Genomic DNA, 24,180 nt, shown 5'->3' with positions numbered 1-24,180 from the left:
TCCCCCGGGCGGGACGCCCGGGGGATCCTCGCAGAACGGTGTCAGGCCGCGACGGCGGAAGGGCTCTCCGCCGTGATGCCGCGGGTCGATTCGATCACTTTGCGGAGCTTCTTCGCCAGGGCCTCGTAGAACAGGCTCAGCGGGAATTCGTCCGGCAGCACGTCGTCCACCAGCTTCCGGGGCGGGAGGGCGAGGTCCAGCGCCTCGGGCCCCTTGGCCCAGGTGGAGCCGGGGTGCGGAGCGAGATAGGCCGAGACCAGGTCGTAGGCCTTGAGCCAGTGCACGAGTTTGGGCCGGTCGATGCCGTCCCGGTAGAGGGTCTCGATCTCTCTCCGCAACTGCACGGTCACCTCACGGGCGCGGTCCCAGTCGATGCTGAGCTTGTTGTCCGTCCAGCGCAGCGCGTCGTGGCGGTGCAGGTAGGCGAAGAGCAGCTGGCCGCCCAGGCCGTCGTAGTTGCGGTGGCGCTCACCGGTGACCGGGAAGCGGAACAGCCGCTCCAGGATGACGGCGTACTGCACGTCACGGCCCTGCGGGAAACCGTCCGCCTCCAGTTGCACGGCTTCCTGGAAGGCGGTCAGGTCGCAGCGCAGCTCCTCCAGCCCGTACATCCAGTACGGCTGACGCTGTTTGATCATGAAGGGATCGAACGGGAGGTCCCCGTGGCTGTGGGTCCGGTCGTGCACCATGTCCCACAGCACGAACGTCTGCTGGCTGCGCCGCTGGTCACCGAGGAGCCCGAGGGCCTCCTCGGGCAGGTCGAGCCGGGTGACCTCGCAGGCGGCGCCGACCACCCGGCGGAAGCGCGCGGCCTCCCGGTCGCAGAAGATCCCGCCCCAGGTGAACCGCTCGGGCACCTCACGCACGGCGATGGTCTCGGGGAACAGCACTGCGGAATGGGTGTCGTAGCCGCTGGTGAAGTCCTCGAAGGTGATCCCGAGGAAGAGCGGATTGTCGTAGCGGGTGCGCTCCAGCTCCGCCAGCCAGCCGGGCCACACCACGCGCAGCACCACGGCTTCCAGGTTGCGGTACGGGTTGCCGTTCTGGGTGTACATGGGGAAGACCACGAGGTGCTGGAGGCCGTCCTGGCGCTGCTGAGCGGGCTGGAAGGCGAGCAGCGAGTCGAGGAAGTCCGGGACGCCGAAGTCCTCCTCGGCCCAGCGGCGGAGGTCGCCCACCAGGGCCCGGTGGTAGGCGGCGTTGTGCGGCAGCAGGGGAGCCAGCTCCTGGACAGCGGCAACCGCCCGCTCCAGCTCCCGCCGCACCGCTGTCCGAGAGGGCGCGTCCTCGGCGCCGAAGTCGATGGATCCGTCCTTCGACTGCGCCGGGCGGATCGCCTCCACCGCCCGTTTCAGCGCGGGCCAGGCAGGGTGATCGGCCACGCGGGGGGCCGGCGCACCGACACCGTTCGCAGCGGCGGGAACAAGAGTTTCCGTCATGACCCATCCTCCACAGGAGATCCTTTCGCCTTTGCACCGTATCGACAACAGGTCTCCCCAGCAACCGCAGCGGCCGCAAATCTTCCGGCGAGAGGCTTCTCACACTCGCGTTTTTTCGGCAGACAGGCCCATTCGTGTCGGATTCGGCTGCCTTCCACTCCCTGGCCATCCGGCGGCCACCGGCCCGGGCTAGGGTCTGTCGCCGACAGACCACCCCAGGGCCGCCGGACCGCACCGGCTCACCCGCGCGCGAGAGGCACCGGAAAAGCCATGCCACTGCTGACCGTCGGACACCGCGGGCTGATGGGCGTCGAGCCGGAGAACACCCTGCGCTCGTTTCTGCGGGCCGAGCGCGCGGGGGTGGACGTTGTCGAGCTCGACTTGCATCTGAGCCGGGACGGTCAACTGGTGGTGATGCACGACGCCACAGTCGACCGCACCACCGACGGCTCCGGGCGCATCGCCGACCTGAGCCTCCCCGAGCTGCAGAAACTCGACGCCGGGGACGGGGAGCGGGTGCCGGTCCTGGAGGAGGTGGTGGACGCGGTCACCTCCCCCCTGCAGACGGAGATCAAGGACGTGGCCGCGGCCCGGGTGCTGGCCCGGCTCATCCGCAGGAGCGCGCTGCGCCACCGGGTGCGGGTCATCTCCTTCCATGACGAGGCACTGCGCGAGGTCCGTGCCCTGCTCCCGGACATCCCGCTCGGGCTGGTCACCGGCAATTCCACCGCCTCCGCACCGGAACGTGCCCGGGCACTGGGTGCGGACCTGGTCTCCTGTGCGCTCCCGGAGCTGACCTCCGGAGTCGTCGGCCGCTGCCACGCGGAAGGCATCGCGGTGATCAGCTGGACCGTCAACACCCACGAAGACCTGACGCGAGCCCGGCAGCTGCGGCTGGACGGCGTGGTGACCGACTCGCCGGAGATCGTGGCCCGGCTCAGGCCAGCGGCTTGACCAGCAGTTCGGACCGCAGATCCGGCCGTCGCGGAATGCCGAACCGCTCGTCCCCGTAGGGGAAAGGGCTCATCCGGCCGGTGCGGGTGCAGCCCCGGCGCTCGTACCGGGCGAGGAGCTCCTCATGCGCGGAGATCACCGTCATGCACATCTCCCGGGCGCCCCGGCAGGTCCGGACCGTGCGCTCGGCCTCGGCGAGGACCTGCCTGCCCGGTCCCGCCCCCTGGCGGGCGGGACTCACCGCGAACATCCCGAAGCGGGCCGCCGAGCCCCCGGCCGGACCCTCTCGGCGCTCCAGCCCGGAAGCGCACATCTCCTCGTCCGGTCACAGCACCGCATGCTACTCGCCCCGAAGCGCCGCTGTGCGCTCCGGTGACCGGCGGCCACGGCGGGTATTCTCCCGGAAGGCCGAACCGGGGAGGTGTGCCGTTGCACGGGCCGGCACTGCTGGGATGGCTGCTGGTGGCCCTGTGCGGGGGGACCGGGCTCTACTGCCTGTGGTGGGCGCGGGCCGGGCCGGCTCCGCAGCGGCGGCCGGCGGGGCTGGAGGGAGCCATGGGGCTGAGCATGGCCGCCATGGCGGTGCCTGCCCCCGTGCTGCCGCCACCGCCACCGCTGCTGTTCGCCGCCGTATTCATGGTGATCTTCGCCATCGCCGCAGGGGCCCCGCCCCCTGTTCTGCGCATTCGCGCGACCCACCAGGCCCATCACCTCATCGAAGCGCTGGCGATGTTCTACATGTCCATGGCCATGACCGGGCACTCCGGTCCGGGGACGGGCGGGGAGCCTCTGGTGACAACTGCTCTCCTGGGCTACTTCGCGGTGTACGGAATCCACGCCGGCGCCCGGCTGCCGGCCGGTCCTCAGCTCCGGCGCCGGCCCCCCGCCGCCGGACGGCAGCCGGAGATGGCGACGGCCTGCAGGCTGGCGCTCGCCCTCGGCATGGTCGCGATGCTGCTCACCCTCTGACGGTGCCGCGCGGGCAGGCCGGGCCGTCCGTCCGGCACCGGAATGCCGCGCGCGTCATCGGGGCCGACCGGCCCCTGCCCCCCGGCCGGCGAGGAATTAGGGTGACGGCATGCTCACCGCGCTCATCCTGCTCGTCCTGGGCGGCCTCACCGCGGCGATGGCGCCGCGGATCCTGGCCCGCAGCTCCTGGCCGGACCGGGAACCCGTGCTCGCGCTGTGGGTGTGGCAGTGCGTCGTCGTCGCGGTACTGCTCTGCGCGGTCCTGGCGATGGCGCTGGCCGGATCGGCCGCCTGGAACTCCGTGCGCGAGCACCTCTTCGCCCCCGCCCCCAGCCGGGTCGTGGAGGCATACTCCCTGCGTCCGGACGGACAGCTGTGGGCCGCCGCGGTGGCCGTCCTGCTCGCCTGCGGGGGCCTGTGGAGCGCCTGGATGCTTCTTGGAGAGGTGCGGACCTCCCGCGCCCGGCGTCGTCGCCGGCGCGACGGGCTGCTCTCCCGCTCTCCCCGACTGCCCGGAGAGGGCCCGTCCTCGGGCGACCGGCTGGTGATCGTGGAGGACGACCGGCCGGACGCCTGGCTGCTCTCCGGCCCTCCGGAACAACTCGTCATCAGCACCGGTGCCCTGCGCCGGCTGAAGGGCCGGCAGCTGGACGCCGTCCTCGCCCATGAGCAGGGGCACGCGCGGGCCCGCCATGACTGGCTGCTGCACTGCTCCGGTGCCCTGGCGCGCGGGTTCCCCCGGGTGCCGGTTTTCGCCGCGTTCCGGGAGCAGGTGCACCGGCTGACCGAGATGGCCGCCGACGACGCCGCCTCCCGGCGCTTCGGCAGACTGACGACCGCGCTGGCCCTGGTGGGCCTCAACGAGGACCGCGGCGTCTTCGGCCCCTGCCCCGGGCAGGCCCACGTACCGGTCAGGGTCCACCGGCTCCTCGCTCCGGCCGGACGGATGTCGGTGCCCAGGCGGCTGCACACCACGGCCGTCGCCGCTCTCGTTCCGGCAGTGCCTCTGCTGGTGGCCTTCGCTCCCGGCCTGACCGCACTGCGCTGACCGCACGCCCACGGAGGACACCGGTGTCGGACGGTCCCCCGCTCCGTCCGACACCGGCACCGGTCTGTGCCGGCGCCCTCACGGGCGCCGGCAGGCCGCGGCGCCCCCGGCCACGCGGCAGGCTGCCGAGTATACTGGCTGCCAGCCAATCAAAGCAGGAGCTCCAGGATGTCCCCTCGTAGCCCGGCGGTCAATGAAGAGCTCCGCAGGCGGTCCCGGGAGCGGCTTCTGCAGGCGGCCGCCGAGCTGGTCGGCGAGCGCGGCTACGAGGCCAGCACACTGGGGGACATCGCCGACCGCGCGGGCGCAGCACGCGGTCTGGTTTCCTACTACTTCCCCAGCAAGCGGCAGCTCCTGCAGACGGCTGTCCACCGGCTGATGCACCGCACTCTCACCCAGGCCTTCCAGCGCCCGCCGCAGCCCTCCGTGCCCCTGGCGGGGGACGAACTGATGGCCCGCGCCATCGACGCGATCCTCGGCCTCGCCCAGGAGCGGCCGGTCCTGATGCGTGCCCACATGGCGGGCCTTCTGCAGCAGGAGGGCTTCATAGAGTGCACCGAACAGCAGCAGCTCGCCCTCCTGCTCCGCGAGGCCGTCGCCCGGCACGGTTCGCTGGACCCCGAAGCCGACTACCGCCTGCTGCGGGCCCAGCTGATGGGCTCGGTGGTCGCTCTGCTGCTGCCCGGCGCGCCGATGCCCCTCGCTCAGCTGCGCCGCGAGCTCTTCGCCCGCTACGGGCTCGCCTGGCACCTCGGCAGCCCTCCCGGCCCCGGCCCGCTGCCGGGCGGGGAGCTCGGCCCGGCCGGGTCCGGGCGGCCCGCCCGCTGCTGAGGGCCTGCCCGCGACGGGCGACCCACGACCGGGACCCCGGCGGATCCGGCCCTCCGCTGTCCCGCCGGCGACCGGCCTGACGCTGGGGCGCCCGGAGCAGGCAGATCCCCGGCGCACCCTCCCGGCGGCTGCCGTTCGGTGACATGCTGTGGGGCACCGGCACGTACCTCCTGCCTCGTGAGGAGCCCTGGAATGCTGCGCGTTGCGGTCGTCGGATCAGGGCCGAGCGGTGTGTACACCGCCCAGGCCCTGACAGAACAGCAGGCCCTTCCCCGAGGCCGCGTGACAGTGGACGTGCTGGACCGGCTGCCCTGCCCGTACGGTCTGGTGCGCTACGGCGTCGCCCCGGATCATCAGAAGATCAAGTCGCTCCAGCAGACACTGCGCAAGGTCCTCGAGCAGCCCGCCGTCAGGTTTCTGGGGAATGTCACGGTGGGGCACGGGGGCATCGCTCCCCGGGAACTGCTCGGCCTCTACCACGCGGTGGTCTACTGCGTGGGCGCCAGCGCCGACCGGAAGCTCGGCATCCCGGGTGAAGGTCTGGCCGGCAGCTGCTCCGCCACCGATTTCGTCGCCTGGTACAGCGCGCATCCGGACGCGGCCGGCCGGCACTTCCCGCTGGACTGCGGCAGTGCCGTGGTGATCGGGGTCGGCAACGTCGCCCTCGACGTGGCGCGCCTCCTGGTGCGCGGCGCGGACGAACTGCGCGGCACCGACATGCCCCAGGGCCCGCTGGATGCCCTGGCCGCCGGCGCGGTCACGGACGTCCACCTGGTGGGCCGGCGGGGGCCCTCCCAGGCTCGTTTCACCACCAAGGAGCTGCGGGAACTCGGCCATCTGCCCGGCGTGGGTCCGCGGGTGCGTGAGGAGGAGATCCTCGCCGACCCCGGCTGCAGCGATCCCGGCGGCCTGCCCACCGGCGCCCGCCGGAACGTCGCGGTCCTGCGTGGCTGGGCACAGCAGCCACCCTCCGAGCCTGCCCGCCGGATCAACCTGCGCTTCTTCCTCCGCCCGGTTGAGCTCCTCGACGACGGCACCGGCGCGGTCCGGGCGGTGCGGTTCGAGCGCACGGCCCCGGACGGGCGGGGCGGGGCCGTCGGCACCGGAGTGCACGAGGAGATCGACGCGCGGCTGGTGCTGCGCTCGGTCGGCTACCGCGGGGTGCCCATGGCCGGGCTGCCCTTCGATCCGGGCAGCGGTACCGTGCCGCATGCCGAGGGAAGGGTGCTGCGCGACGGAAACCCCTCACCCGGCGAGTACGTGGCCGGGTGGATCAAGCGCGGGCCCACCGGCGTCATCGGCAGCAACCGGCCCTGCGCGAAAGAGACCGCCCGCTCCCTGCTCGCCGACGCAGTGCTGCTGGCGGGCCGCGAGGTGACCGGCCAGGACCCGCTGCGGGCCTTGCGGGAGGCCGGCCAGGAGGCGGTCGAGTGGCCGGGCTGGCTGAGCATCGAGGCGGCCGAGGCCGCACTCGGGCGCCGGCTGTCCCGAACAACCGTGAAGCTCTCCGACTGGGACACGCTGCTGAGGGCCGCTCGGGGCACCGGTACGCCCGTCTGACCCAGCTCACCGGCTCGCCACCGGGCCGGTGTCAGTGCCGGCGTGCAGACTGACATTTCGGAATGGAGAGCTGTCGTCAGTCAAGCATGCGGAGGTGGCCGGGATGGCCGATGTCCTGCTCGCGGTGGGTACCAGGAAGGGCCTGTTCCTCTCCCGCCGCCCGGTCGGCCGGCGGGCCGGTCCGGGGTGGGAGCTCGAAGGGCCGTACTTCACGGACCAGGCCGTGTACGCGCTCGCGATCGACCTGCGGCCGGCCGCAGGTCCCCGGCTGCTGGTGGGTGCCGACAGCGCCCACTGGGGGCCGTCGGTCTTCCGCTCCGACGACCTGGGAGCAAGCTGGCAGGAGCCGGCCAGGCCCGCGGTCAGATTCCCGGAGGACACCGGGGCCTCCCTGGAACGCGTGTGGCAGCTCCAGCCCGCCGGCCCCGGGCAGCCGGACGTGGTCTACGCGGGCACGGAGCCGGGGGCGCTGTTCCGCTCCGAGGACGGCGGCACCTCCTTCGCCCTGGTCCGCTCCCTGTGGGACCACCCCACGCGGCGCAGCTGGCAGCCGGGCGGCGGCGGGCTCGGGCTGCACACCGTGCTCACCGACCCGCGGGACGACCGGTCCCTGACCGTCGCCGTCTCCACCGGAGGCGTGTACCGCTCGCCGGACGGCGGCGCGACCTGGCACCCGTCGAACAGCGGGGTGCAGGCAACCTTCCTGCCGGATCCGCATCCGGAGTCCGGACAGTGCGTGCACAAGGTGGCCAGGGACGCGGTGCACCCGGACCGGCTCTACCTGCAGAACCACTGGGGCGTCTACCGCAGCGACGACGGTGGCGGCGCCTGGACCTCCATCGGGGAAGGGCTGCCGTCCGACTTCGGGTTCCCCGTGGCCGTGCATCCGCGGCGGGCCGGCGTCGCCTACGTCTTCCCCCTCAACGGCGACTCCGACCGGGTTCCGGCCGGGCGGCGCTGCCGGGTGCACCGGACGGAGGACGCCGGAAAGAGCTGGCAGTCGTCGGGCCCCGGCCTTCCCGACGCCCCGCACCACGGCCCGGTGCTGCGGGACGCGCTCTGCACCGACGACGCGGATCCGGCCGGGGTGTACTTCGGTAACCGCAACGGCGAGCTCTACGGCAGTGCGGACGACGGCGACAGCTGGCAGCAGCTCGCCCGGCACCTCCCGGATGTGTTGTCCGTACGGGCCGCGGTCATCTGAGGAGACGTCAGTTGCCGGGAATCGGAGCAGACGGGAGCCTGGGCCAGTAGGGTGACCGATCGTGGCAGCACGACCATTGCATGAGATCGTCGAACCGGGCTGGGCGAAGGCGCTGGAGCCGGTGGCCGGCCGTATCGCCGCGATGGGGGACTTCCTCCGCGCGGAGATCACCGCGGGGCGCACCTACCTACCGGCCGGCCGCAACGTTCTGCGGGCCTTTCAGCAGCCGTTCGAGGAGGTCCGGGTCCTCGTCGTGGGCCAGGACCCCTATCCCACGCCCGGCCACGCCATCGGCCTGAGTTTCGCGGTGGCGCCGGAGGTCCGGCCGTTGCCCGGCAGCCTGGAGAACATCTTCCGGGAACTGCACGGCGACCTGGGGCTGCCGCGGCCCTCCACCGGGGACCTCACCCCGTGGGCCGGTCAGGGAGTACTGCTCCTCAACAGGGCACTGACCACGGCGCCGGGAAGGCCCGCGGCCCACCGCGGCAAGGGCTGGGAGGAGGTGACGGAGCAGGCCATCCGGGCGCTGGTCTCCCGGGGCAAGCCGCTGGTAGCGGTGTTGTGGGGCCGCGATGCCCGCAACCTTCGGCCTCTGCTGGGTCCGGTCCCGAGCGTGGAGTCGGCGCACCCCTCCCCGATGTCCGCCGACCGCGGGTTCTTCGGGTCCCGGCCCTTCAGCCGGGTCAACGCGCTCCTGCAGGAGCAGGGGGCCGCCCCTGTGGACTGGAAACTGCCATGACCACGGCCGGCTCCGGATGGGTGCTCGGGGTCGACTCCGGGGGCTCCGGCCTCCGTGTCGCGCTCGCCCGGCCGGAGGACGCCACCCGGCCGGGCCGGAGGCTGGAGGCTGCCTCCGGAGCCCCCGTGCGCACCGGGCCGGCCGGCCTCGACGCCGCGCACCTGCTGGAGCAGTTGCTCCCCGCCGTCCGGGCACTGCTGCGCCGCGGTGGCGGACCGCAGCAGATCACCACTGTCTGCGTGGGAGCGGCCGGGATGGACACGCTCGGGGGCCGGCTGCGTGCCGAGCTGCCCGCCGCGCTCGCCTCGGAGCTGGGGGTACGGCGTCTGGTGCTCGCCGCGGACGCCGTGACCGGCTATGCCGGGGCCCTCGGCGAGCGGCCGGGAGTCGTGGTGGCCATGGGTACCGGCCTGATCGCCCTCGGAACGGACCTGAACCACTGGCGCCGGGCCGACGGCTGGGGCCATCTGCTGGGCGACTGCGGCAGCGGCGCCTGGATCGGCCGGGCCGGGCTGGAAGCCGCGCTCCGCGCCCATGACGGCCGGGACGGTGGATCACGTCCGCTGCTGGAGCGGGCGGAGGCACTGTTCGGCCCGGTCGGTGGACTGCCGGCACAGCTCTACCCGCGCACCGACCGGCCCGCTGTGCTGGCCTCCTTCGCCCCCGAGGTCGCGCGGTGCGCGACCGGGGCGGAGGACCCCGTGGCCACCGGGATTCTGCGCGAGGCCGCCCGGGAGACGGCCCGGACAGCGGCAGCCGTCCACCCCGCGGTGCCCGGTGCCGCGCTGGCGCTCACCGGCGGCTTGCTGCAGCTCGGGGAGGTGCTGCTCACTCCGCTGAGCGCGGAGCTGGCGGCCCGGCTGCCGCAGACGGACGTGGTGCCCGCGGCAGGAGATCCGCTCGACGGTGCCCTGTTCATCGCCGCCCGGCTGGCCACCGGCACCCTGCGGCTGCCGTCCGATCCCACCTTGCTGGCCCTCGGCCGACCGGACCGGGACGCAGGACCGAGCACGAGGTGACGCGGGCCGGGAGGCCCTGAGGTGGCCATCGGTGGCCCGGTTCGGCAACACGCCGACAAAGCTGGACAGAAGCGGACTGCCCGACCCCGGCTGAGCAGCGGACGTCACCAAGGCATTAACATGCGGCGACATGAGCTCCTCGACAGGGCCAGGATCCGGCCTGCCAGTACGAATGCCGCGAGTCCGCCAGAGCGGACGCCACCGGAAACCGGAGCCCGTCAGCGCGCCGGACGGTGCGCCCACCCTGGTGCTGGCCGTCCCCGGCACGCCCTCGTCGGCGAGCCGCAGTCTCGCTGACGAAGTGGTCAGCATCGCCCGCTCCGAGCTGCCCGGGCTGAACGCCCGCACCGGGTTCGCCGAGGGCGGGGACGAGGAATTCCCGGGTCTTCAGGAGGTTCTGACGCAGGTGGCCGCCGAGCGCGGTGCTGCGGACGAGCCCGATGACGAGCCCGCCGCCGTGGTGGTCCCGCTGCTGGCCGGGCCGGACAGCGCGCAGCTGCGAGTGATCCGCCAGGCGGTCCTCAACAGCGGATCCGGCGCCGAGTTGACGGATGTGCTGGGGCCGCACCCGCTGCTCGCGGAAGCCGTGCACGTGCGGCTCTCCGAGGCCGGCCTGGCCCGGGCGGACCGTGCCCGGCTGTTCACGGTCGCAACCGCCGCGGACGGCATCATTCTCACCGCGATGGGCGGTGAGGAGGCGGTACAGGCTGCCGGTATCACCGGCATGCTGCTCTCCGCCCGGCTCGCGGTCCCGGTCCTGGCCGCGGCCCTTGACGAGGAGGGCTCGGTGGCTGCCGCCGCCCGGCAGCTGCTGGATTCCGGCTCGCACCAGCTCGCGCTGGCTCCCTGCCTGATCGGCCCCGAGGTGCCGGAGGGCCTGCTCGCGGCCGCCGCCGCGGAAGCGGGCTGCGCCGCGGCCGAGCCCCTGGGGGCGTATCCCGCGGTCGGCAAGCTGGTGCTCTCCGCCTATGCCGCGAAACTCGGCATCACCCCGGAGCGTTCCGCCGGGGCTCCCGCGCACTGAAGGAGGCGGGCCCGCCGGTCAGCGCAGCACCACGCAGCTGACCGCCGGTGCCCGCAAGGTCCCGGCGGGCCGCGGAACACCGCCGGGTGCGGAGAGGTCGAACCAGGTGACGTCCCCGGACCTCTCGTTCGCCACGTAGAGATGCCGTTCCGCAGCACCGAGTGCGAGGGCCCGCGGCCAGACACCGCCGCAGGGCACATGCGTTCGCAGTCCGGCTCTGCCGTCGGCCGGGTCCAGCGACAGGACGGCGATGCTGTCGTGTCCCCGGATCGCGGCGTAGGCCCGGCGGCCGTTCGCGGTGACGACAAGGCCGGAAGGATAGTGGTCGCCACTCGTGTCCGGCGGCAGGACCGGGGTGTCCTCGAGAGGCGTCAGCGTTCCGTCCGCGGGCTCCCACCGGCAGCGGGTGAGAGTGGGCTCCAGCTCGTTGAGGACGTGGACGGCTCGCCCGCCGGGGTGGAAGGCCAGGTGCCGGGGACCGCTGCCGGGCCGGAGCCGTACCTCCGCGTGCGGACGGGGAGTGCCGTCCGCCGCGTCCAGTGCGTAGACCCGCACCGAGTCGGTGCCCAGGTCCGTGGCGAGCAGCCAGGCACCGTCCGGGGACGGCACAACGGCGTGCGCGTGCGGCCCGTCCTGCCGGCCGGCCACCGGGCCGCTGCCCCGGTGCGCGTGCACCACGGGAGACCCGACCGGCGCCCGGTCCGGCCCCAGCGCCAAAGCGCTGATGCTGCCGGAGGTGTACTGGGCGGTGTAGAGCCGGTGCCCGGTCACAGCCAGGTGGGTGGGACCGGCGCCCTCCACAGGGACGGCCGGGCGCAGGAGAACGGGCCCGTCGGGACCAGCCAGGGAGAACGCCGCTGCCCGGCCGTCCGCCGTCTCGCTCACGGCGTGCAGCACCGCTCCACCGGTGTCCATGCCGAGGAAGGTCGGGTCCGGCAGGGCGTCGGTGTGGTGCAGGACGCGCAGCGCACCCGTGCCGGGATCGACCGCGGCCGTGGTGATCCCGCGCCCACCCCGGGAGGTGAACGATCCCAGATACGCCCGCCCCGTCCGCTGTTCGTTGCCGTGCACCGGTCCGCCTCCTGGGTCCGCGTGGTTCTCCGCCCGAACGGTAACAGCTGACCCATGTGGTCTGGACCAGAAGACCGGAAGTCCTGGAGGACCCCGGACCTGTCTGCCGGGCGAAGGTCAGACCCGCGCGAGGGGCGCCCTCGGCGGGCTGTGCAGCGGCGGCGCCAGGCGGCCGAGAGACCTCTCCAGCGCCCTCAACTGGGCCAGGGTGCGGTCCGTGTCCCACGAATGGTCCGGGTCGGCGGGCAGGTGAACCGACGGCACGGTCACCACTGTGCCGCGCGGGGGAGCGGACGGATCGAGCAGGGCCTCCACGGCGGCTTCCACCCGGCGGCAGGCCGCGGTGAGCCGGACGTCCCGCGAGGTGTCGGGGTCCGCTGCCAGCACAGCCAGGGCACGTACCCGGTCCGCGCAGTCGTCGAGGAGGGTCATGATCTGCCGGGCCCTGACCCGGCGGGCACGCAGCGGGTTGAGCGGGTGGAGCAGCGGGGCCAGGGAGAGGCGCACCCGGTCGAGAAGCGGGCCCAGCTCAGCGACCCGGGCCCGGGGGTCTGCGGCCGGGTCGCCGGCAATCCGCCGGCCGGCCTCGGCGGTGCAGGCCCGCACGCATTCCAGCGTCCGGTGAATCCAGGCCACCGTGGCCGCGTGGGTGGTGACGGGCAGCACGGCCGCCACGGCGAGGGCGGCGGCGAGGGCGCCGACGGCCGTCTCCTGCAGGCGCAGCCCCAGCAGTCCTGGGTGGAGAACGCCGAGCAGCCCGTAGAGCAGGCCGACCATGACGGTGACGAAGAACATCATCCAGGAGTAGGAAACCGGCGCGGTGTGGAAAATGCCGAAGACGCAGACCGCGAGAAGCGCGGCGGTGGGCACCGGGGCGCCGTCCAGGGGCAGGGCGACGAAGACCCCGGCCGCGAGGCCGGTGACGGTCCCGACGACCCGGCGGAAGCCGCGCACCAGCGTCTCCCCTCGCGAGGCGGTGTTGACGAAGATCCACCAGGCCGTCCCGACCGCCCAGTACCAGCGCTCCGGTGACACCTGCTCCCCCACTGCCAGCGCGAGCCCGCAAGCGGCCGTCACCTGCACGGCCTGGCGGGTGGTTGCCCGGCGCAGTCCCCGGGCGGGCCCGCCGGCCGGCCCGACGGGTCCGGCGGGCGGGCTTCGCCGCTCGATGCACCACACACCGAAGCGGACCAGCGAGGCGCAGCCGAGAGCCAGCAGCACCGCCAGGAGGATTCCGGGCAGCTCTGCGGGCCCCGCCTGCAGGAACTGCATGAGGAAGAACATCATGAAGGCGAAAATGCCGAGCGCGTTGCCGCGCGTGCCCCAGCGGCGGGCGTAGGCCCCCAGGAAGACGATCGCCAGCAGGACGGCGTTGCGCAGCCCCGGGGTCTCGTGCAGCACCGTGGCCAGCGCGAGGACCGGGAGGCCCGCCACCGGCAGCCAGACGGTGGTGACCGCCTGACGCCGCACCGTCGGGTCGGTCACCGTGTACAGCGCGAGCAGAGCGGCCACGCCGCCCGTGAGAGCGGGCACCAGCTCCAGCCCGGCGAGCAGCGCGGCCGTCACCGCGAGGCCGGTGCCGAGCAGCCCGCGCAGCGCGGTACGGAGCCGGAGCAGTCCCGGGTCGGGCGCGTGGAACGTCCGCCTGAGGACCGACGCACTTCCCGTTGTCCGCCGCGCCACCGCTCGCTCCCTGGGTCTCTGCTCCGCTCTGCCGTCCACCCGAGGAAAGCACCCGTTGGCCTATACAACCAAATCGGAGGGTCCCGGCATGCCGCCGAACGGACGGGCCGCATCGGTCAGCCGAGAAAGGACAGCCGGACCTGGCGCCGCGGATTGTCCCGGTTGGTGTCGATCACGCACACCGACTGCCACGTTCCGAGAGCCATCTCTCCGCCGACGACCGGGACGGTGGCGTGCGGAGGCACGAGCGCGGGCAGGACATGGTCCCTCCCGTGCCCCGGGCTGCCGTGCCGGTGCTGCCAGCGGTCATCGGGCGGAAGCAGGTCGCGCAGGGCGGCCAGCAGGTCCTCGTCGCTGCCCGCGCCGGTTTCCAGGATCGCGAGACCGGTCGTCGCATGGGGCGTGAAAACGTTCAGCAGCCCGTCCCGCCCCCGGGCCACTTCCCGCAGGAAGGCGGCACACTCCCGGGTGAGGTCGCGCACCACCTCTTCCGTGCCCGTTTCGAGGTGCAGCAGTCGTGTGGTGAATCCCTCGCTCATCCCTCCATCCTCCCGGACCCGGACCCGCCCGCCGGCCGCACCCCGCCCACCGGCTCCGGAGCGTTCACCGCTGTCGACGCCTCCCCGGGACGGGCGGCTGCCGCGGGCGCCCGCGGCAGCAGGCTGGACTCGCGGACGACAAGCTCCGGCTCCAGGACGATCCGCTGGTGCCGGTGACGGTCCGCCGCCTCTCCGGTCTCCTCCATCAGCAGCTCCGCGGCCTGGCGCCCCATACGGGCGGCCGGCTGTCGTACCGAGGTCAGCGGCACCGCCGCCGCGGCGGCGAACTCGATGTCGTCGTAACCGACGAGCGCGACCTCCTCGGGCACCCGGACACCGGCCGCGAACAGTGCCTGCAGAACCCCGAGGGCCAGCAGATCGTTGGCGCAGAAGACGGCGGAGGGGCGGGGAGCCATCTCCAGCAGCCGGGCCCCGGCCGCCCGCCCGGCCGCCACATCGAGCCGACCGGCCTCCACCACCCGCAACGCGGCGGCCGGCAGACCCGCCTCAGCGAGGGCGGCAAGCGCGCCGTCCCGCCGGTCCTGGCACTGCTGGAGCGACAAGGGGCCGCTGACGTAGGCGACGTCCGTGTGGCCCTGCTCCGTCAGGTGCCGCACCGCCAGGGTGCCGCCGAGTACGTCGTCCACCGAAACGGAGCACCCCTCAGCACTGGGCAGCACCCGGTCCACGAAGACGAACGGGATGTGGTGCCGCCGGAAGTCCGTGAGGTTCCGGCCGCTCATGTCGGCAGGTGTCACCAGCACGCCGCGGACCCGCTGTTCCGCGAAGAGCGAGAGGTAGGCCGCCTCCTCGGAGGCGGACTGCGCGCTGTTGCAGAGCATCACGCCGAGGTCGGCGGCCCGGGCCACCCGTTCGGCGCCGGTGGCCACCTCCACGAAGAAGGGGTTCGCCATGTCCAGCACCAGCAGCGCGATGATGCGGCTCTGCCCGGCACGCAGTTGCCGCGCGGACTCACTCCGGACATAGCCCAGAGCCACGATCGCCGTCTGCACCCGCAGCCGGGTCTCCTCGGCCACCATGTGCGGACGGTTGATCACGTTCGAGACGGTCCCCACCGACACCCCGGCCTGCCGGGCCACCTCTTTGATCCCCACCGTCTGCGCCATCTGCCGTGCCCCGTCCGTCCGTCGCCGCGCCCTGCCACCGCTGGCACATGGTATGCACCTCCGGGACCGGCAGGGCCCACGGCGGTGTCAGGCGAGGTGGAACACCTCGGTGAGCGGCCGCATGGCACGATCCGGGCGGGTACCGTCCAGCTCCTCGAAGAACTCCGCCATCTCCGCCTGCCAGCGGGCGTTGACGTCCGTCTCCGCCATGGCCCGCTGTGCGGCGGCGAAGTCCTCCGTCTCGAGGTAGCCGACGAGGAGCCCGTCCTCCCGCAGGAACAGCGAGTAGTTCCGCCAGCCGGCGCCGGAGAGCGCCCGCAGCATCTCCGGCCACACCTCGCTGTGCCGGCGACGGTACTCCGCCACCCGTTCCTCGCGCACCTTCAGAAGAAAGCAGACCCGCTGCACGGCTGTGCTCCTCACTGACGGCATGAAAGGATTCACTCGGTCCCGGCGCAAGCTACGCAACCGGCGCGCACGACGTCAAGCGCTCCTGCCCGGCCCGCACAGCCGATCCCTTGACAGCACCCCCGAAGACTCTTAGCGTCACCCTTGGTGAAACGATTCATAACGGTGTTCAGCCCCCGGGAGCCTGATCGCATGACCGCCCCACCCGCCGTCACGGCGGCCCTGGCCGCACAGGCCATCGAGACCCCGTCCTGGGCGTACGGCAACTCCGGCACGCGCTTCAAGGTGTTCGCGCAGCCCGGTGTGCCCCGCACCCCGCAGGAGAAGCTCGACGACGCCGCACAGGTGCACCGGCACACCGGAGTCGCCCCGTCCGTCGCCCTGCACATCCCCTGGGACAGGGTCGAGGGGCCCGGCGGCTACACCGGGCTGGCCCGGCACGCCGAGAGCCTCGGCCTGCGCCTCGGCACCATCAACGCCAACGTGTTCCAGGACGACGACTACCGGCTCGGCAGCGTCTGCCACCCCGAGGCCGCGGTACGGCGCAAGGCGCTGGACCACCTGCTGGAGTGCGTGGACATCATGGACGCCACCGGTTCCCGGGACCTGAAGCTCTGGTTCGCCGACGGCACCAACTACCCCGGGCAGGACGACATCCGCGCCCGCCAGGACCGGCTGACCGAGGCACTGGCCACGGTCTACGAGCGGCTGGGCGAGAACCAGCGCATGCTGCTGGAGTACAAGTTCTTCGAGCCCGCGTTCTACACCACCGACGTGCCGGACTGGGGCACCGCCTACGCACACTGCCTACGGCTCGGCGGGAAGGCGCAGGTCGTGGTGGACACCGGCCACCACGCCCCGGGGACCAACATCGAATTCATTGTCGCGCTGCTGCTGCGGGAGGGGAAGCTGGGCGGCTTCGACTTCAACTCCCGCTTTTACGCCGACGACGACCTGATGGCGGGGGCCGCCGACCCGTTCCAGCTCTTCCGGATCATGTACGAGGTGGTACGCGGCGGCGGCCTCACCTCTCAGGTGGCCTTCATGCTCGACCAGTGCCACAACATCGAACCCAAGATCCCGGCGATCATCCGCTCAGTGATGAATGTCCAGGAGGCCACGGCCAAAGCGCTGCTGGTGGACCGCCCGGCGCTGGCTGCCGCGCAGGCGGACGGCGATGTCCTGGGTGCCAACGCGGTGCTGATGGACGCCTACCACACCGATGTGCGGCCGCTGCTGGCCACGGTGCGGGAAGAGAGGGGCCTGGACCCGGATCCCATGGCGGCCTTCCGGCGCTCCGGCTGGACGGAACAGACCACCGAATCCCGCAAGGACGGCCGGCCGGCCGGATGGGGAGCGTGAACGGCATGACCACGGGAAACCTGCCTGCGACACCGCGGCACGAGGCCGTCGAAGCGCTCCTGGCGCGTTCACACCGGCTCGGCGCGGACCCTCGCAACACCAACTACGCGGGCGGCAACACCTCCGCCCAGGGCACGGTGACCGACCCCGTCACCGGTCAGGACCTGGAACTGCTGTGGGTCAAGGGCTCCGGCGGTGATCTGGGCACCCTGCGGCCCGACGGGCTGGCCGCGCTGCGGCTCGACCGGCTGCGGGCGCTGACCGCGGTCTACCCCGGAGTGGAGCGCGAGGACGAGATGGTCGCGGCGTTCGACTACTGCCTGCACGGCAGGGGCGGAGCCGCTCCCTCCATCGACACCGCCATGCACGGCCTGGTGGACGCCGCCCACGTCGACCATCTGCACCCGGACTCCGGCATCGCCCTGGCGTGCTCGGCGGACGGTGCGGCGCTGACCGCCGAGTGCTTCGGGGACCGCGTGGTGTGGGTGCCCTGGCGGCGGCCCGGGTTCCAGCTCGGTCTGGACATCGCCGCGGTCAAGGAGGCGAATCCGCAGGCGATCGGCTGCATCCTCGGCGGCCACGGCATCACTGCCTGGGGGGACACCGGCGAGGAGTGCGAGCGCAACTCCCTGCACCTCATCCGCACCGCGGAGACATTCCTCGCCGAGCGTGGCCGCCCGGAGCCGTTCGGAGCGGTCCTGAAGGGCTTCGAGCCGCTGCCCGCGGAGGAGCGCCGGGCCCGCGCAGCGGCACTTGCCCCCACCGTCCGGGCACTCGCCTCGGCGGACCGGCCCCAGGTCGGTCACTTCACCGACTCCCCCGAGGTACTGGACTTCCTCTCCCGCGCCGCTCACCCGCGGCTCGCGGCGCTCGGCACCTCCTGCCCGGACCACTTCCTGCGGACGAAGGTCCGGCCACTGGTTCTGGACCTGCCCGCCGCCGCACCGCAGGCGGAAGCGGTCGCCCGGCTGCAGGAACTGCACGCGGAGTACCGCGCGGAGTACCGGGCCTACTACGAGCGGCACGCCGGGCCGGGCTCTCCGCCGATGCGCGGGGCCGACCCGGCGATCGTGCTGATCCCGGGCGTCGGGATGTTCTCCTACGGGCGCGACAAGCAGACCGCGCGCGTCGCGGGCGAGTTCTACGTCAACGCCGTCAACGTCATGCGCGGCGCGGAGGCGGTCTCCTCCTACGCCCCCATCGGGGAGGCCGAGAAGTTCCGGATCGAGTACTGGGAGCTGGAAGAGGCGAAGCTGCGGCGGATGCCGCCGCCGAAGCCACTGGCCGGCCGGATCGCCCTGATCACCGGCGCAGGCTCGGGCATCGGCCGGGCCACCGCGGAACGGCTGGCGGCCGAAGGCGCCTGCGTGGGGGTGGCGGACCGTGACCCGGAGCGCGCGAGGGAGACCGCCGCCGCACTCGGCGGCCCGGACCGCGCCGTCGCGATACCCATGGACGTCACCTCCGAGGAGCAGGTTCGGGCGGCCTTCGACACCGCCCTGCTCGCCTTCGGCGGGGTCGACCTGGTGGTCAACAACGCGGGCATCTCCCTGTCCCGGCCGCTGACGGAGACCACCGCGGCGGACTGGGACCTGCAGCACGGCATCATGGCGCGCGGCTCCTTCCTGGTCTCCCGGGAGGCCGCCCGGGTGATGACCACCCAGGGCCTCGGCGGGGACATCGTCTACATCGCCTCGAAGAACGGGGTGTTCGCCGGGCCGAACAACGTCGCCTACGGGGCCGCCAAGGCCGACCAGGCCCATCAGGTACGGCTGCTGGCCGCGGAGCTCGGTGCCCACGGCATCCGGGTCAACGGCGTCAACCCGGACGGCGTGGTGCGCGGTTCGGGCATCTTCGCCGGCGGGTGGGGCGCCGAACGGGCGGCCGTGTACGGGGTGCCGGAGGACGAGCTCGGCGCCTTCTACGCCCAGCGCACCCTGCTCAAGCGGGAGGTACTCCCGGAGCACGTGGCCGCCGCGGTGTTCGCCCTGACCGGAGGGGAACTCACCCGGACCACCGGCATGCACATCCCGGTCGACGCGGGGGTGGCCGCCGCGTTCCTGCGCTGACCCCGCCCGTCAGCTCCTGCCCGGCCCGCGGCCCGTCGCGCCCCGACGGGCCGGGCAGGCCCTCCGTCCGCCTCCGCCACCGGATCCGCTTCCCGCTGCTTCCTTCCCGCCCGACCCGTCCTTTGAGGTGAGACGTGCCGTCAGCCCCCGCCCGCGGGCTCCACCGCTTCGCAGCCGTCGACCTGGGCGCCTCCAGCGGCCGGGTCATGCTCGGGACCGTCGGCGACGGAGAGCTGGCACTGCGCGAGGTGCACCGGTTCCCCAATCGCCCGGTGCGCGTCGGCAACACCCTGTACTGGGACATCCTCGCTCTCCACCAGGGAGTGCTGGACGGGCTGCGGGCGGCCGGAACGGCTGCCGGGGGCCGGCTGTCAGGGGTGGGCATCGACTCCTGGGCCGTCGACTACGGACTGCTCGACGCCTCCGGTGCGCTGCTGGGCAACCCGGTGCACTACCGCGACGCCCGGACCGAGGGAGCCGCCGAACGGGTCGCCGACACGCTCCCCCCCGATGAGCTGTACGCAGCCACCGGGCTGCAGCAGCAGCCGTTCAACACCCTCTACCAGCTGACCGCTGCCCGGGGCACTCCGCAACTGGCTGCCGCCCGGCGGCTGCTCATGATTCCCGACCTGCTGTCCCACTGGCTCACCGGCGAGCAGGGCACCGAGCTCACCAACGCCTCCACCACCCAGCTGATCGACCCGCGCACCGGCACCTGGTCGCAGAAGGTGGCGGACGCCGCGCACATCGACCTGGGGCTGTTCGCCCCGCTCCGCAGCCCGGGTGATCCGGCAGGCCGGCTGCGCCCCGAGGTGCTGGCGGAGACCGGGCTGTCCGGCCCGGTGCCGGTGACCGCGGTGGGCTCGCACGACACCGCTTCCGCCGTGGTGGCCGTCCCCGCCGCGGACGACCGGTTCGCCTACGTCGCCACCGGCACCTGGTCCCTGGCCGGCCTGGAACTGCCCGCCCCGGTGCTCACGGAGGACAGCAGACGGGCCAACTTCACCAATGAGCTGGGAGTGGACGGCACCGTCCGCTACCTGCGCAACATCATGGGCCTGTGGATGCTCCAGGAATGTCTGCGCAGCTGGCGGGCCGAGGCGCCGGAGCAGCTCGGGCAGCTGCTCGAGGCCGCCGCCGCGGCGGCTCCACTGCGTTCGGTGGTCGACGCCGGGTCTCCGGAGTTCCTCGCCCCGGGGCGGATGCCCGACCGGATCGCCGCGGCCTGCCGGCGCACCGGGCAGCCGTTGCCGCGCGACGCTGCCGAGACCGTCCGCTGTGTCCTGGACTCGCTCGCCCTGGCGCACCGGAGGGCCCTCACCGAGGCCCGGCGCCTCTCGGGCCGTCCGGTGGACACCGTGCACCTGGTCGGCGGCGGTGCCCGGAACGAGCTGCTGTGCCGGCTGACCGCCGACGCCTGCGGCCTGCCGGTGATCGCCGGGCCGGCCGAGGCCGCAGCGCTGGGCAACATCCTGGTACAGGCCCGGGCCGCCGGGGTGCTGACGGGCGGGCTCCAAGACCTGCGGTCGGTGCTGCGCGCGACACAGCCGCTGCGGCACCATGAGCCCATGGGTGAGCAGCGTGACTGGCAACGGGCGGAGGAGCTTCTCCATGGGTGAGGTCAGCAGACCCGGCGCCGGCCTGCGGGTGGCCCTGTTCGTCACGTGTGTCAACGATGTGCTCCACCCGGGCACCGGGCGCGCGGTGGTGACGCTCCTGGAACGGCTGGGCGTGGAGGTCGCCTTCCCGCAGGAGCAGAGCTGCTGCGGCCAGCCGCAGTTCAACAGCGGATACCGGCGGGGGACGGAGCCCCTGGTGCGCCGGTATGCGGCCGCCTTCGCCGGCTACGACTTCATCGTCACGCCGTCGGGCTCCTGCGCGGCGATGGTCCGGGACAACTACCCGCGGATCGATCCCGCGGGCACCGCGGAGGTCACCGCCCGGACCTATGAGCTCACCGAGTTCCTGGTGGACGTGCTCGGCGTCACCGACGTGGGCGCGTACTACCCGCACACCGTCACCTACCACCCCACCTGCCACGGACTGCGGATGCTCGGCCTGGGCGAACGGCCCCGGCGGCTGCTGGAACAGGTGCGCGGCCTGCGGCTGGTGGAGCTCCCGGACGCCGAGGAGTGCTGCGGCTTCGGCGGCACCTTCGCGGTGAAGAACCCGGCGGTCTCGGCCGCCATGGGGGCGGACAAGGTCAGGAACATCACCGGCACCGGCGCCGGGACCGTCTGTGCCGTCGACAACTCCTGCCTGCTGCACATCGGCGGAACCCTCTCCCGGCTCGGCTCTCCGGTCCGGCCGGTGCACCTCGCCGAGATCCTGGCCGCCACAAGAGAGGAAGCCGCATGAACGGGACCTACCTGGGCATGCCGTCCTTCCCCGAGGCCGCGGACTCCGCCACCCGGAACGCGACGCTGCGCGCCAACCTCCGGCACGCCACCCGGTCGATCCGCGCCAAGCGCGCGGCCGCCGTGGCAGAACTGCCGGACTGGCCCGAGCTGCGGGCAGCGGGTGCCGCGATCAAGGACCGTGCGCTGCACCGGCTGGACCACTACCTCGAACAGCTGGAGGAATCCGTCACCGCGGCCGGCGGGCAGGTGCACTGGGCGGCCGACGCCGCGGAGGCCAACCGCATCGTCACCCGGCTGGTACAGGACACCGGCGAGCGGGAGGTGGTCAAGGTCAAGTCGATGGCGACCCAGGAGATCGGCCTCAACGAGGCGCTCGCGGAGGCCGGTATCAGCGCCTGGGAGACGGACCTGGCCGAGCTGATCGTGCAGCTGGGCGACGACCTGCCCTCCCACATCCTCGTCCCCGCCATCCACCGCAACCGGGCCGAGATCCGCGACATCTTCCGCGACCGCATGGCCGCTTGGGGCCGTCCCGCCCCGGAAGGGCTCACCGACGAGCCGGCCGACCTCGCCGAAGCGGCGCGGCTGCACCTTCGGGAGAAGTTCCTGACCGCCAGGGTGGGCATCTCGGGGGCCAACTTCATGGTGGCCGAGACAGGCACCGTGGTGGTCGTCGAGTCGGAGGGGAACGGCCGGATGTGCCTCACCCTGCCGGAGACGCTGATCTCCGTGGCCGGCATCGAGAAGGTGATCCCGACCTGGCAGGATCTGGAGGTCTTTCTGCAGCTGCTGCCCCGGTCCTCCACCGCCGAGCGCATGAACCCCTACACCTCGATGTGGACCGGTACCACCCACGGTGACGGCCCGCGCACCTTCCATCTCGTGCTGCTCGACAACGGACGCACCGACGTGCTGGCCGACCGGGTGGGCCGGCAGGCGCTGCGCTGCATCCGCTGCTCGGCCTGCCTGAACGTCTGCCCGGTGTACGAGCGGGCCGGCGGTCACGCGTACGGCTCCGCCTACCCGGGCCCGATCGGAGCGATTCTCACACCGCAACTGCGAGGCACGGACAGTGCGCTGGACGCCTCTCTGCCGTACGCCTCATCCCTGTGCGGCGCCTGCTACGAGGTCTGCCCGGTGGCCATCGACATCCCGGAGGTGCTGGTGCATCTGCGGGAGCGGGTGGTGCAGGGCGGCGAGACGACGGTGCGCGGCACCCGGACCCGGATCAAGCCGGCCGGAGGGCACGCCGCGGAACGGGCCGCGATGCGAGCCGCCGGGTGGATGCTGGACCACCCGCGGGCCCTGCGGGCCGGTCAGCGACTGGCGGCCCGCACCCGGCGGTTCCATCCCCGGCGGCTGCCCGGCCCGGGCCGGGCGTGGTCGGCGACCAGGGACCTCCCGGAGGTCCCCGCCGAGTCCTTCCGCGACTGGTGGCAGCGCACCCGCGGCAACGGGGAGGGCCGATGAGCAGTCGCGAGGTGGTGCTGGCCAGGATCCGCCGGGCGCTGTCCGGAGCGGGCGCTCCGGACCCGGCGGAGGCACCCCCGGCGTACCTGCGGACCCACTCCCCCGCCGACCCCACCGCCCTGCTCGCGGAGCATCTGGCCGAGTACCGTGCGCGGGTCCACCGCACGGACGCGGCCGGGCTGCCGGACACCCTCGCCCGGCTGCTGGCCGCCCGGTCCGCCCGGACGGTCATCGCACCCCCCGGTGTCCCCGACGCGTGGCTTCCGGCCACGGTGCGGCGGGTGCACGACTCCGCGGCCCTCACCGCGCACGACCTCGACGCCGTGGACAGCGTCGTCACCGGCTGCGCGGTCGCCGTGGCCGAGACGGGGACACTCGTCCTGGACGGCTCCGCGGATCAGGGCCGCCGCCGGATCACCCTGGTTCCGGATCACCACATCTGCGTGGTGCGGGTGCCCGAACAGGTGGTGGACTCGGTGCCCCAGGCCCTTGAGCGGCTCGATCCGGCCCGTCCGCAGACCTGGATCTCGGGCCCCTCGGCCACCAGTGACATCGAGCTGGAAAGAGTGGAGGGCGTACACGGTCCGCGCGCGCTGGACGTGGTACTCGTCGGCTCATGAGACCCGCGCGCAACACAAGGTGGTGCTGCACATGAAACTGCCCGAGGCTTTCGATCAGGCACGGCAGGAGTTCGGCCGCCGGGTGCACCAGGTGCGGCACGACCAGTGGCAGGCCCCCACTCCGTGCTCCGACTGGTCGGTACGTGATCTGGTGAACCATCTCGTCGGGGAACAGCTCTGGGCGCCCTGGCTGCTGCGCGGCGCGACACTGGAAGAGGTCGGTGACCGTTTCGACGGTGACGTGCTGGGCGGGGACCCGGTGCGGGCCTGGGACCAGGCCGCCCGGGAATCCTGGGCGGCCTTCCACGCTCCGGACGCCCTGGACCGGCCGGTGCAGACCGGCGCGGGGCCGACGCCGGGTGACGAGTACGCCCGCCAGATGACGCTCGATCTCACGGTGCACGCCTGGGATCTGGCCCGCGCCATCGGCGCGGACGAGCAGCTGGACGGGAACCTGGTCTCCGCGGTGCACGACTACGCCGCGACCCACCTCAGCAGCTGGCAGCAGTCCGGCCTGTTCGCCGCGCCGGTGCAGGTACCGGACGACGCCGGGCCGCAGGACCGCCTGCTTGCCCTTCTCGGCCGGACGCCCTGACCGGGGCTGCCGCGGCGGCAGGGGCCGGTGCGGCCGGCGCCCGTGCCCGCGAGGCGTCAGGCGCGAACACCCGGGAGACCCCCGTGCCG

General features: G+C 73.1%; 22 protein-coding genes and 1 pseudogene. 16 read left to right on the top strand and 7 right to left on the bottom strand.

All coding sequences use genetic code 11. The features are described 5' to 3' along the window. Nucleotides 1-41 precede the first annotated feature (41 nt). Nucleotides 42-1,439, bottom strand: a complete 1,398-nt coding sequence (locus tag PJ985_RS17225) for a DUF6421 family protein (protein ID WP_271684689.1) — start codon at nucleotides 1,437-1,439, stop codon at nucleotides 42-44. A 270-nt stretch (nucleotides 1,440-1,709) separates the two neighbouring features. Between PJ985_RS17225 and PJ985_RS17220 the strand changes: the two genes are divergently transcribed. Continuing rightward, the gene (locus PJ985_RS17220; RefSeq protein ID WP_271684688.1) at nucleotides 1,710-2,393 is read left to right on the top strand and encodes a glycerophosphodiester phosphodiesterase; all 684 of its coding nucleotides are present in this window, start codon (nucleotides 1,710-1,712) and stop codon (nucleotides 2,391-2,393) included. Here the strand turns inward: PJ985_RS17220 and PJ985_RS17215 are convergent. Then, nucleotides 2,377-2,664: pseudogene (locus tag PJ985_RS17215) on the bottom strand (GNAT family N-acetyltransferase); the annotation flags it as partial. The gene PJ985_RS17220 and the pseudogene PJ985_RS17215 sit on opposite strands and share 17 nt — an antisense overlap. 152 nt (nucleotides 2,665-2,816) lie before the next feature. Here PJ985_RS17215 and PJ985_RS17210 point away from each other — a divergent pair. The 8 genes from PJ985_RS17210 to PJ985_RS17175 all read left to right on the top strand — a co-directional run bounded on the left by PJ985_RS17210 (nucleotide 2,817) and on the right by PJ985_RS17175 (nucleotide 10,787). After that, a complete protein-coding gene (locus PJ985_RS17210) occupies nucleotides 2,817-3,362 on the top strand; it encodes a DUF5134 domain-containing protein (RefSeq protein ID WP_333909868.1) in 546 nt (181 codons plus the stop codon). Between the two features lie 109 nt (nucleotides 3,363-3,471). Continuing rightward, nucleotides 3,472-4,410 (top strand): M56 family metallopeptidase, encoded by a 939-nt coding sequence (locus PJ985_RS17205; RefSeq protein WP_271684686.1) that lies wholly within the window; start codon nucleotides 3,472-3,474, stop codon nucleotides 4,408-4,410. A 168-nt stretch (nucleotides 4,411-4,578) separates the two neighbouring features. After that, the gene (locus PJ985_RS17200) at nucleotides 4,579-5,241 is read left to right on the top strand and encodes a TetR/AcrR family transcriptional regulator (RefSeq protein WP_271684685.1); all 663 of its coding nucleotides are present in this window, start codon (nucleotides 4,579-4,581) and stop codon (nucleotides 5,239-5,241) included. Nucleotides 5,242-5,433: 192 nt separating this feature from the next. After that, nucleotides 5,434-6,801 (top strand): FAD-dependent oxidoreductase, encoded by a 1,368-nt coding sequence (locus PJ985_RS17195; protein WP_271684684.1) that lies wholly within the window; start codon nucleotides 5,434-5,436, stop codon nucleotides 6,799-6,801. Nucleotides 6,802-6,904: 103 nt separating this feature from the next. Further along, nucleotides 6,905-8,005 (top strand): WD40/YVTN/BNR-like repeat-containing protein, encoded by a 1,101-nt coding sequence (locus tag PJ985_RS17190; protein ID WP_271684683.1) that lies wholly within the window; start codon nucleotides 6,905-6,907, stop codon nucleotides 8,003-8,005. Nucleotides 8,006-8,066: 61 nt separating this feature from the next. Then, on the top strand, nucleotides 8,067-8,744 hold the full coding sequence (locus tag PJ985_RS17185) for a uracil-DNA glycosylase (protein ID WP_271684682.1): 678 nt from the start codon (nucleotides 8,067-8,069) through the stop codon (nucleotides 8,742-8,744). Beyond that, the gene (locus tag PJ985_RS17180) at nucleotides 8,741-9,763 is read left to right on the top strand and encodes an N-acetylglucosamine kinase (protein WP_271684681.1); all 1,023 of its coding nucleotides are present in this window, start codon (nucleotides 8,741-8,743) and stop codon (nucleotides 9,761-9,763) included. The genes PJ985_RS17185 and PJ985_RS17180 overlap by 4 nt, the downstream gene beginning before the upstream one ends. Before the next feature lie 130 nt (nucleotides 9,764-9,893). Continuing rightward, entirely contained in the window at nucleotides 9,894-10,787 is an 894-nt protein-coding gene (locus PJ985_RS17175; RefSeq protein WP_271684680.1) for a sirohydrochlorin chelatase, read from the top strand. An 18-nt stretch (nucleotides 10,788-10,805) separates the two neighbouring features. Here PJ985_RS17175 and PJ985_RS17170 read toward each other — a convergent pair whose 3' ends face one another. The 5 genes from PJ985_RS17170 to PJ985_RS17150 form a co-directional block, all read right to left on the bottom strand. After that, nucleotides 10,806-11,858: a lactonase family protein gene (locus PJ985_RS17170; RefSeq protein WP_271684679.1), complete on the bottom strand. Its 1,053-nt coding sequence runs from the start codon at nucleotides 11,856-11,858 to the stop codon at nucleotides 10,806-10,808. Nucleotides 11,859-11,975: 117 nt separating this feature from the next. Further along, nucleotides 11,976-13,541 carry an FUSC family protein gene (locus PJ985_RS17165; RefSeq protein WP_271684678.1) on the bottom strand — a complete coding sequence of 522 codons (1,566 nt, stop codon included), beginning with the start codon at nucleotides 13,539-13,541 and terminating at the stop codon, nucleotides 11,976-11,978. Between the two features lie 116 nt (nucleotides 13,542-13,657). Next, nucleotides 13,658-14,080, bottom strand: a complete 423-nt coding sequence (locus PJ985_RS17160) for a YjbQ family protein (protein ID WP_271684677.1) — start codon at nucleotides 14,078-14,080, stop codon at nucleotides 13,658-13,660. Further along, nucleotides 14,077-15,207, bottom strand: a complete 1,131-nt coding sequence (locus tag PJ985_RS17155; RefSeq protein WP_271684676.1) for a LacI family DNA-binding transcriptional regulator — start codon at nucleotides 15,205-15,207, stop codon at nucleotides 14,077-14,079. Before PJ985_RS17155 ends, PJ985_RS17160 begins: the two co-directional genes overlap by 4 nt. A gap of 87 nt (nucleotides 15,208-15,294) precedes the next feature. After that, entirely contained in the window at nucleotides 15,295-15,615 is a 321-nt protein-coding gene (locus tag PJ985_RS17150; RefSeq protein WP_271684820.1) for an L-rhamnose mutarotase, read from the bottom strand. A 192-nt stretch (nucleotides 15,616-15,807) separates the two neighbouring features. On the opposite strand from PJ985_RS17150, the gene rhaI reads away from it, so the two are divergent. The 7 genes from rhaI to PJ985_RS17115 all read left to right on the top strand — a co-directional run bounded on the left by rhaI (nucleotide 15,808) and on the right by PJ985_RS17115 (nucleotide 24,091). Then, nucleotides 15,808-16,977, top strand: coding sequence for an L-rhamnose isomerase (rhaI, locus tag PJ985_RS17145; protein ID WP_271684675.1), 1,170 nt, complete (start codon nucleotides 15,808-15,810; stop codon nucleotides 16,975-16,977). Between the two features lie 5 nt (nucleotides 16,978-16,982). Continuing rightward, the gene (locus tag PJ985_RS17140) at nucleotides 16,983-19,046 is read left to right on the top strand and encodes a bifunctional aldolase/short-chain dehydrogenase (RefSeq protein ID WP_271684674.1); all 2,064 of its coding nucleotides are present in this window, start codon (nucleotides 16,983-16,985) and stop codon (nucleotides 19,044-19,046) included. A gap of 134 nt (nucleotides 19,047-19,180) precedes the next feature. Continuing rightward, on the top strand, nucleotides 19,181-20,665 hold the full coding sequence (locus tag PJ985_RS17135; RefSeq protein WP_443033507.1) for a rhamnulokinase: 1,485 nt from the start codon (nucleotides 19,181-19,183) through the stop codon (nucleotides 20,663-20,665). 22 nt (nucleotides 20,666-20,687) lie between these two features. Beyond that, nucleotides 20,688-21,404: a (Fe-S)-binding protein gene (locus tag PJ985_RS17130; protein ID WP_271684818.1), complete on the top strand. Its 717-nt coding sequence runs from the start codon at nucleotides 20,688-20,690 to the stop codon at nucleotides 21,402-21,404. After that, on the top strand, nucleotides 21,401-22,876 hold the full coding sequence (locus PJ985_RS17125; protein ID WP_271684673.1) for a LutB/LldF family L-lactate oxidation iron-sulfur protein: 1,476 nt from the start codon (nucleotides 21,401-21,403) through the stop codon (nucleotides 22,874-22,876). The genes PJ985_RS17130 and PJ985_RS17125 overlap by 4 nt, the downstream gene beginning before the upstream one ends. After that, the gene (locus PJ985_RS17120) at nucleotides 22,873-23,496 is read left to right on the top strand and encodes a LutC/YkgG family protein (RefSeq protein ID WP_271684672.1); all 624 of its coding nucleotides are present in this window, start codon (nucleotides 22,873-22,875) and stop codon (nucleotides 23,494-23,496) included. Before PJ985_RS17125 ends, PJ985_RS17120 begins: the two co-directional genes overlap by 4 nt. Nucleotides 23,497-23,527: 31 nt before the next feature. Beyond that, a complete protein-coding gene (locus PJ985_RS17115; protein WP_271684671.1) occupies nucleotides 23,528-24,091 on the top strand; it encodes a TIGR03086 family metal-binding protein in 564 nt (187 codons plus the stop codon). Nucleotides 24,092-24,180: the final 89 nt, after the last annotated feature.

Origin of the sequence: Streptomyces sp. ACA25 (assembly GCF_028200735.1) — a bacterium.
GTDB lineage: Bacteria > Actinomycetota > Actinomycetes > Streptomycetales > Streptomycetaceae > Streptomyces.
Note: the sequence above shows the minus strand (reverse complement) of the source record. Positions and strands in the feature narration are given on the sequence as shown.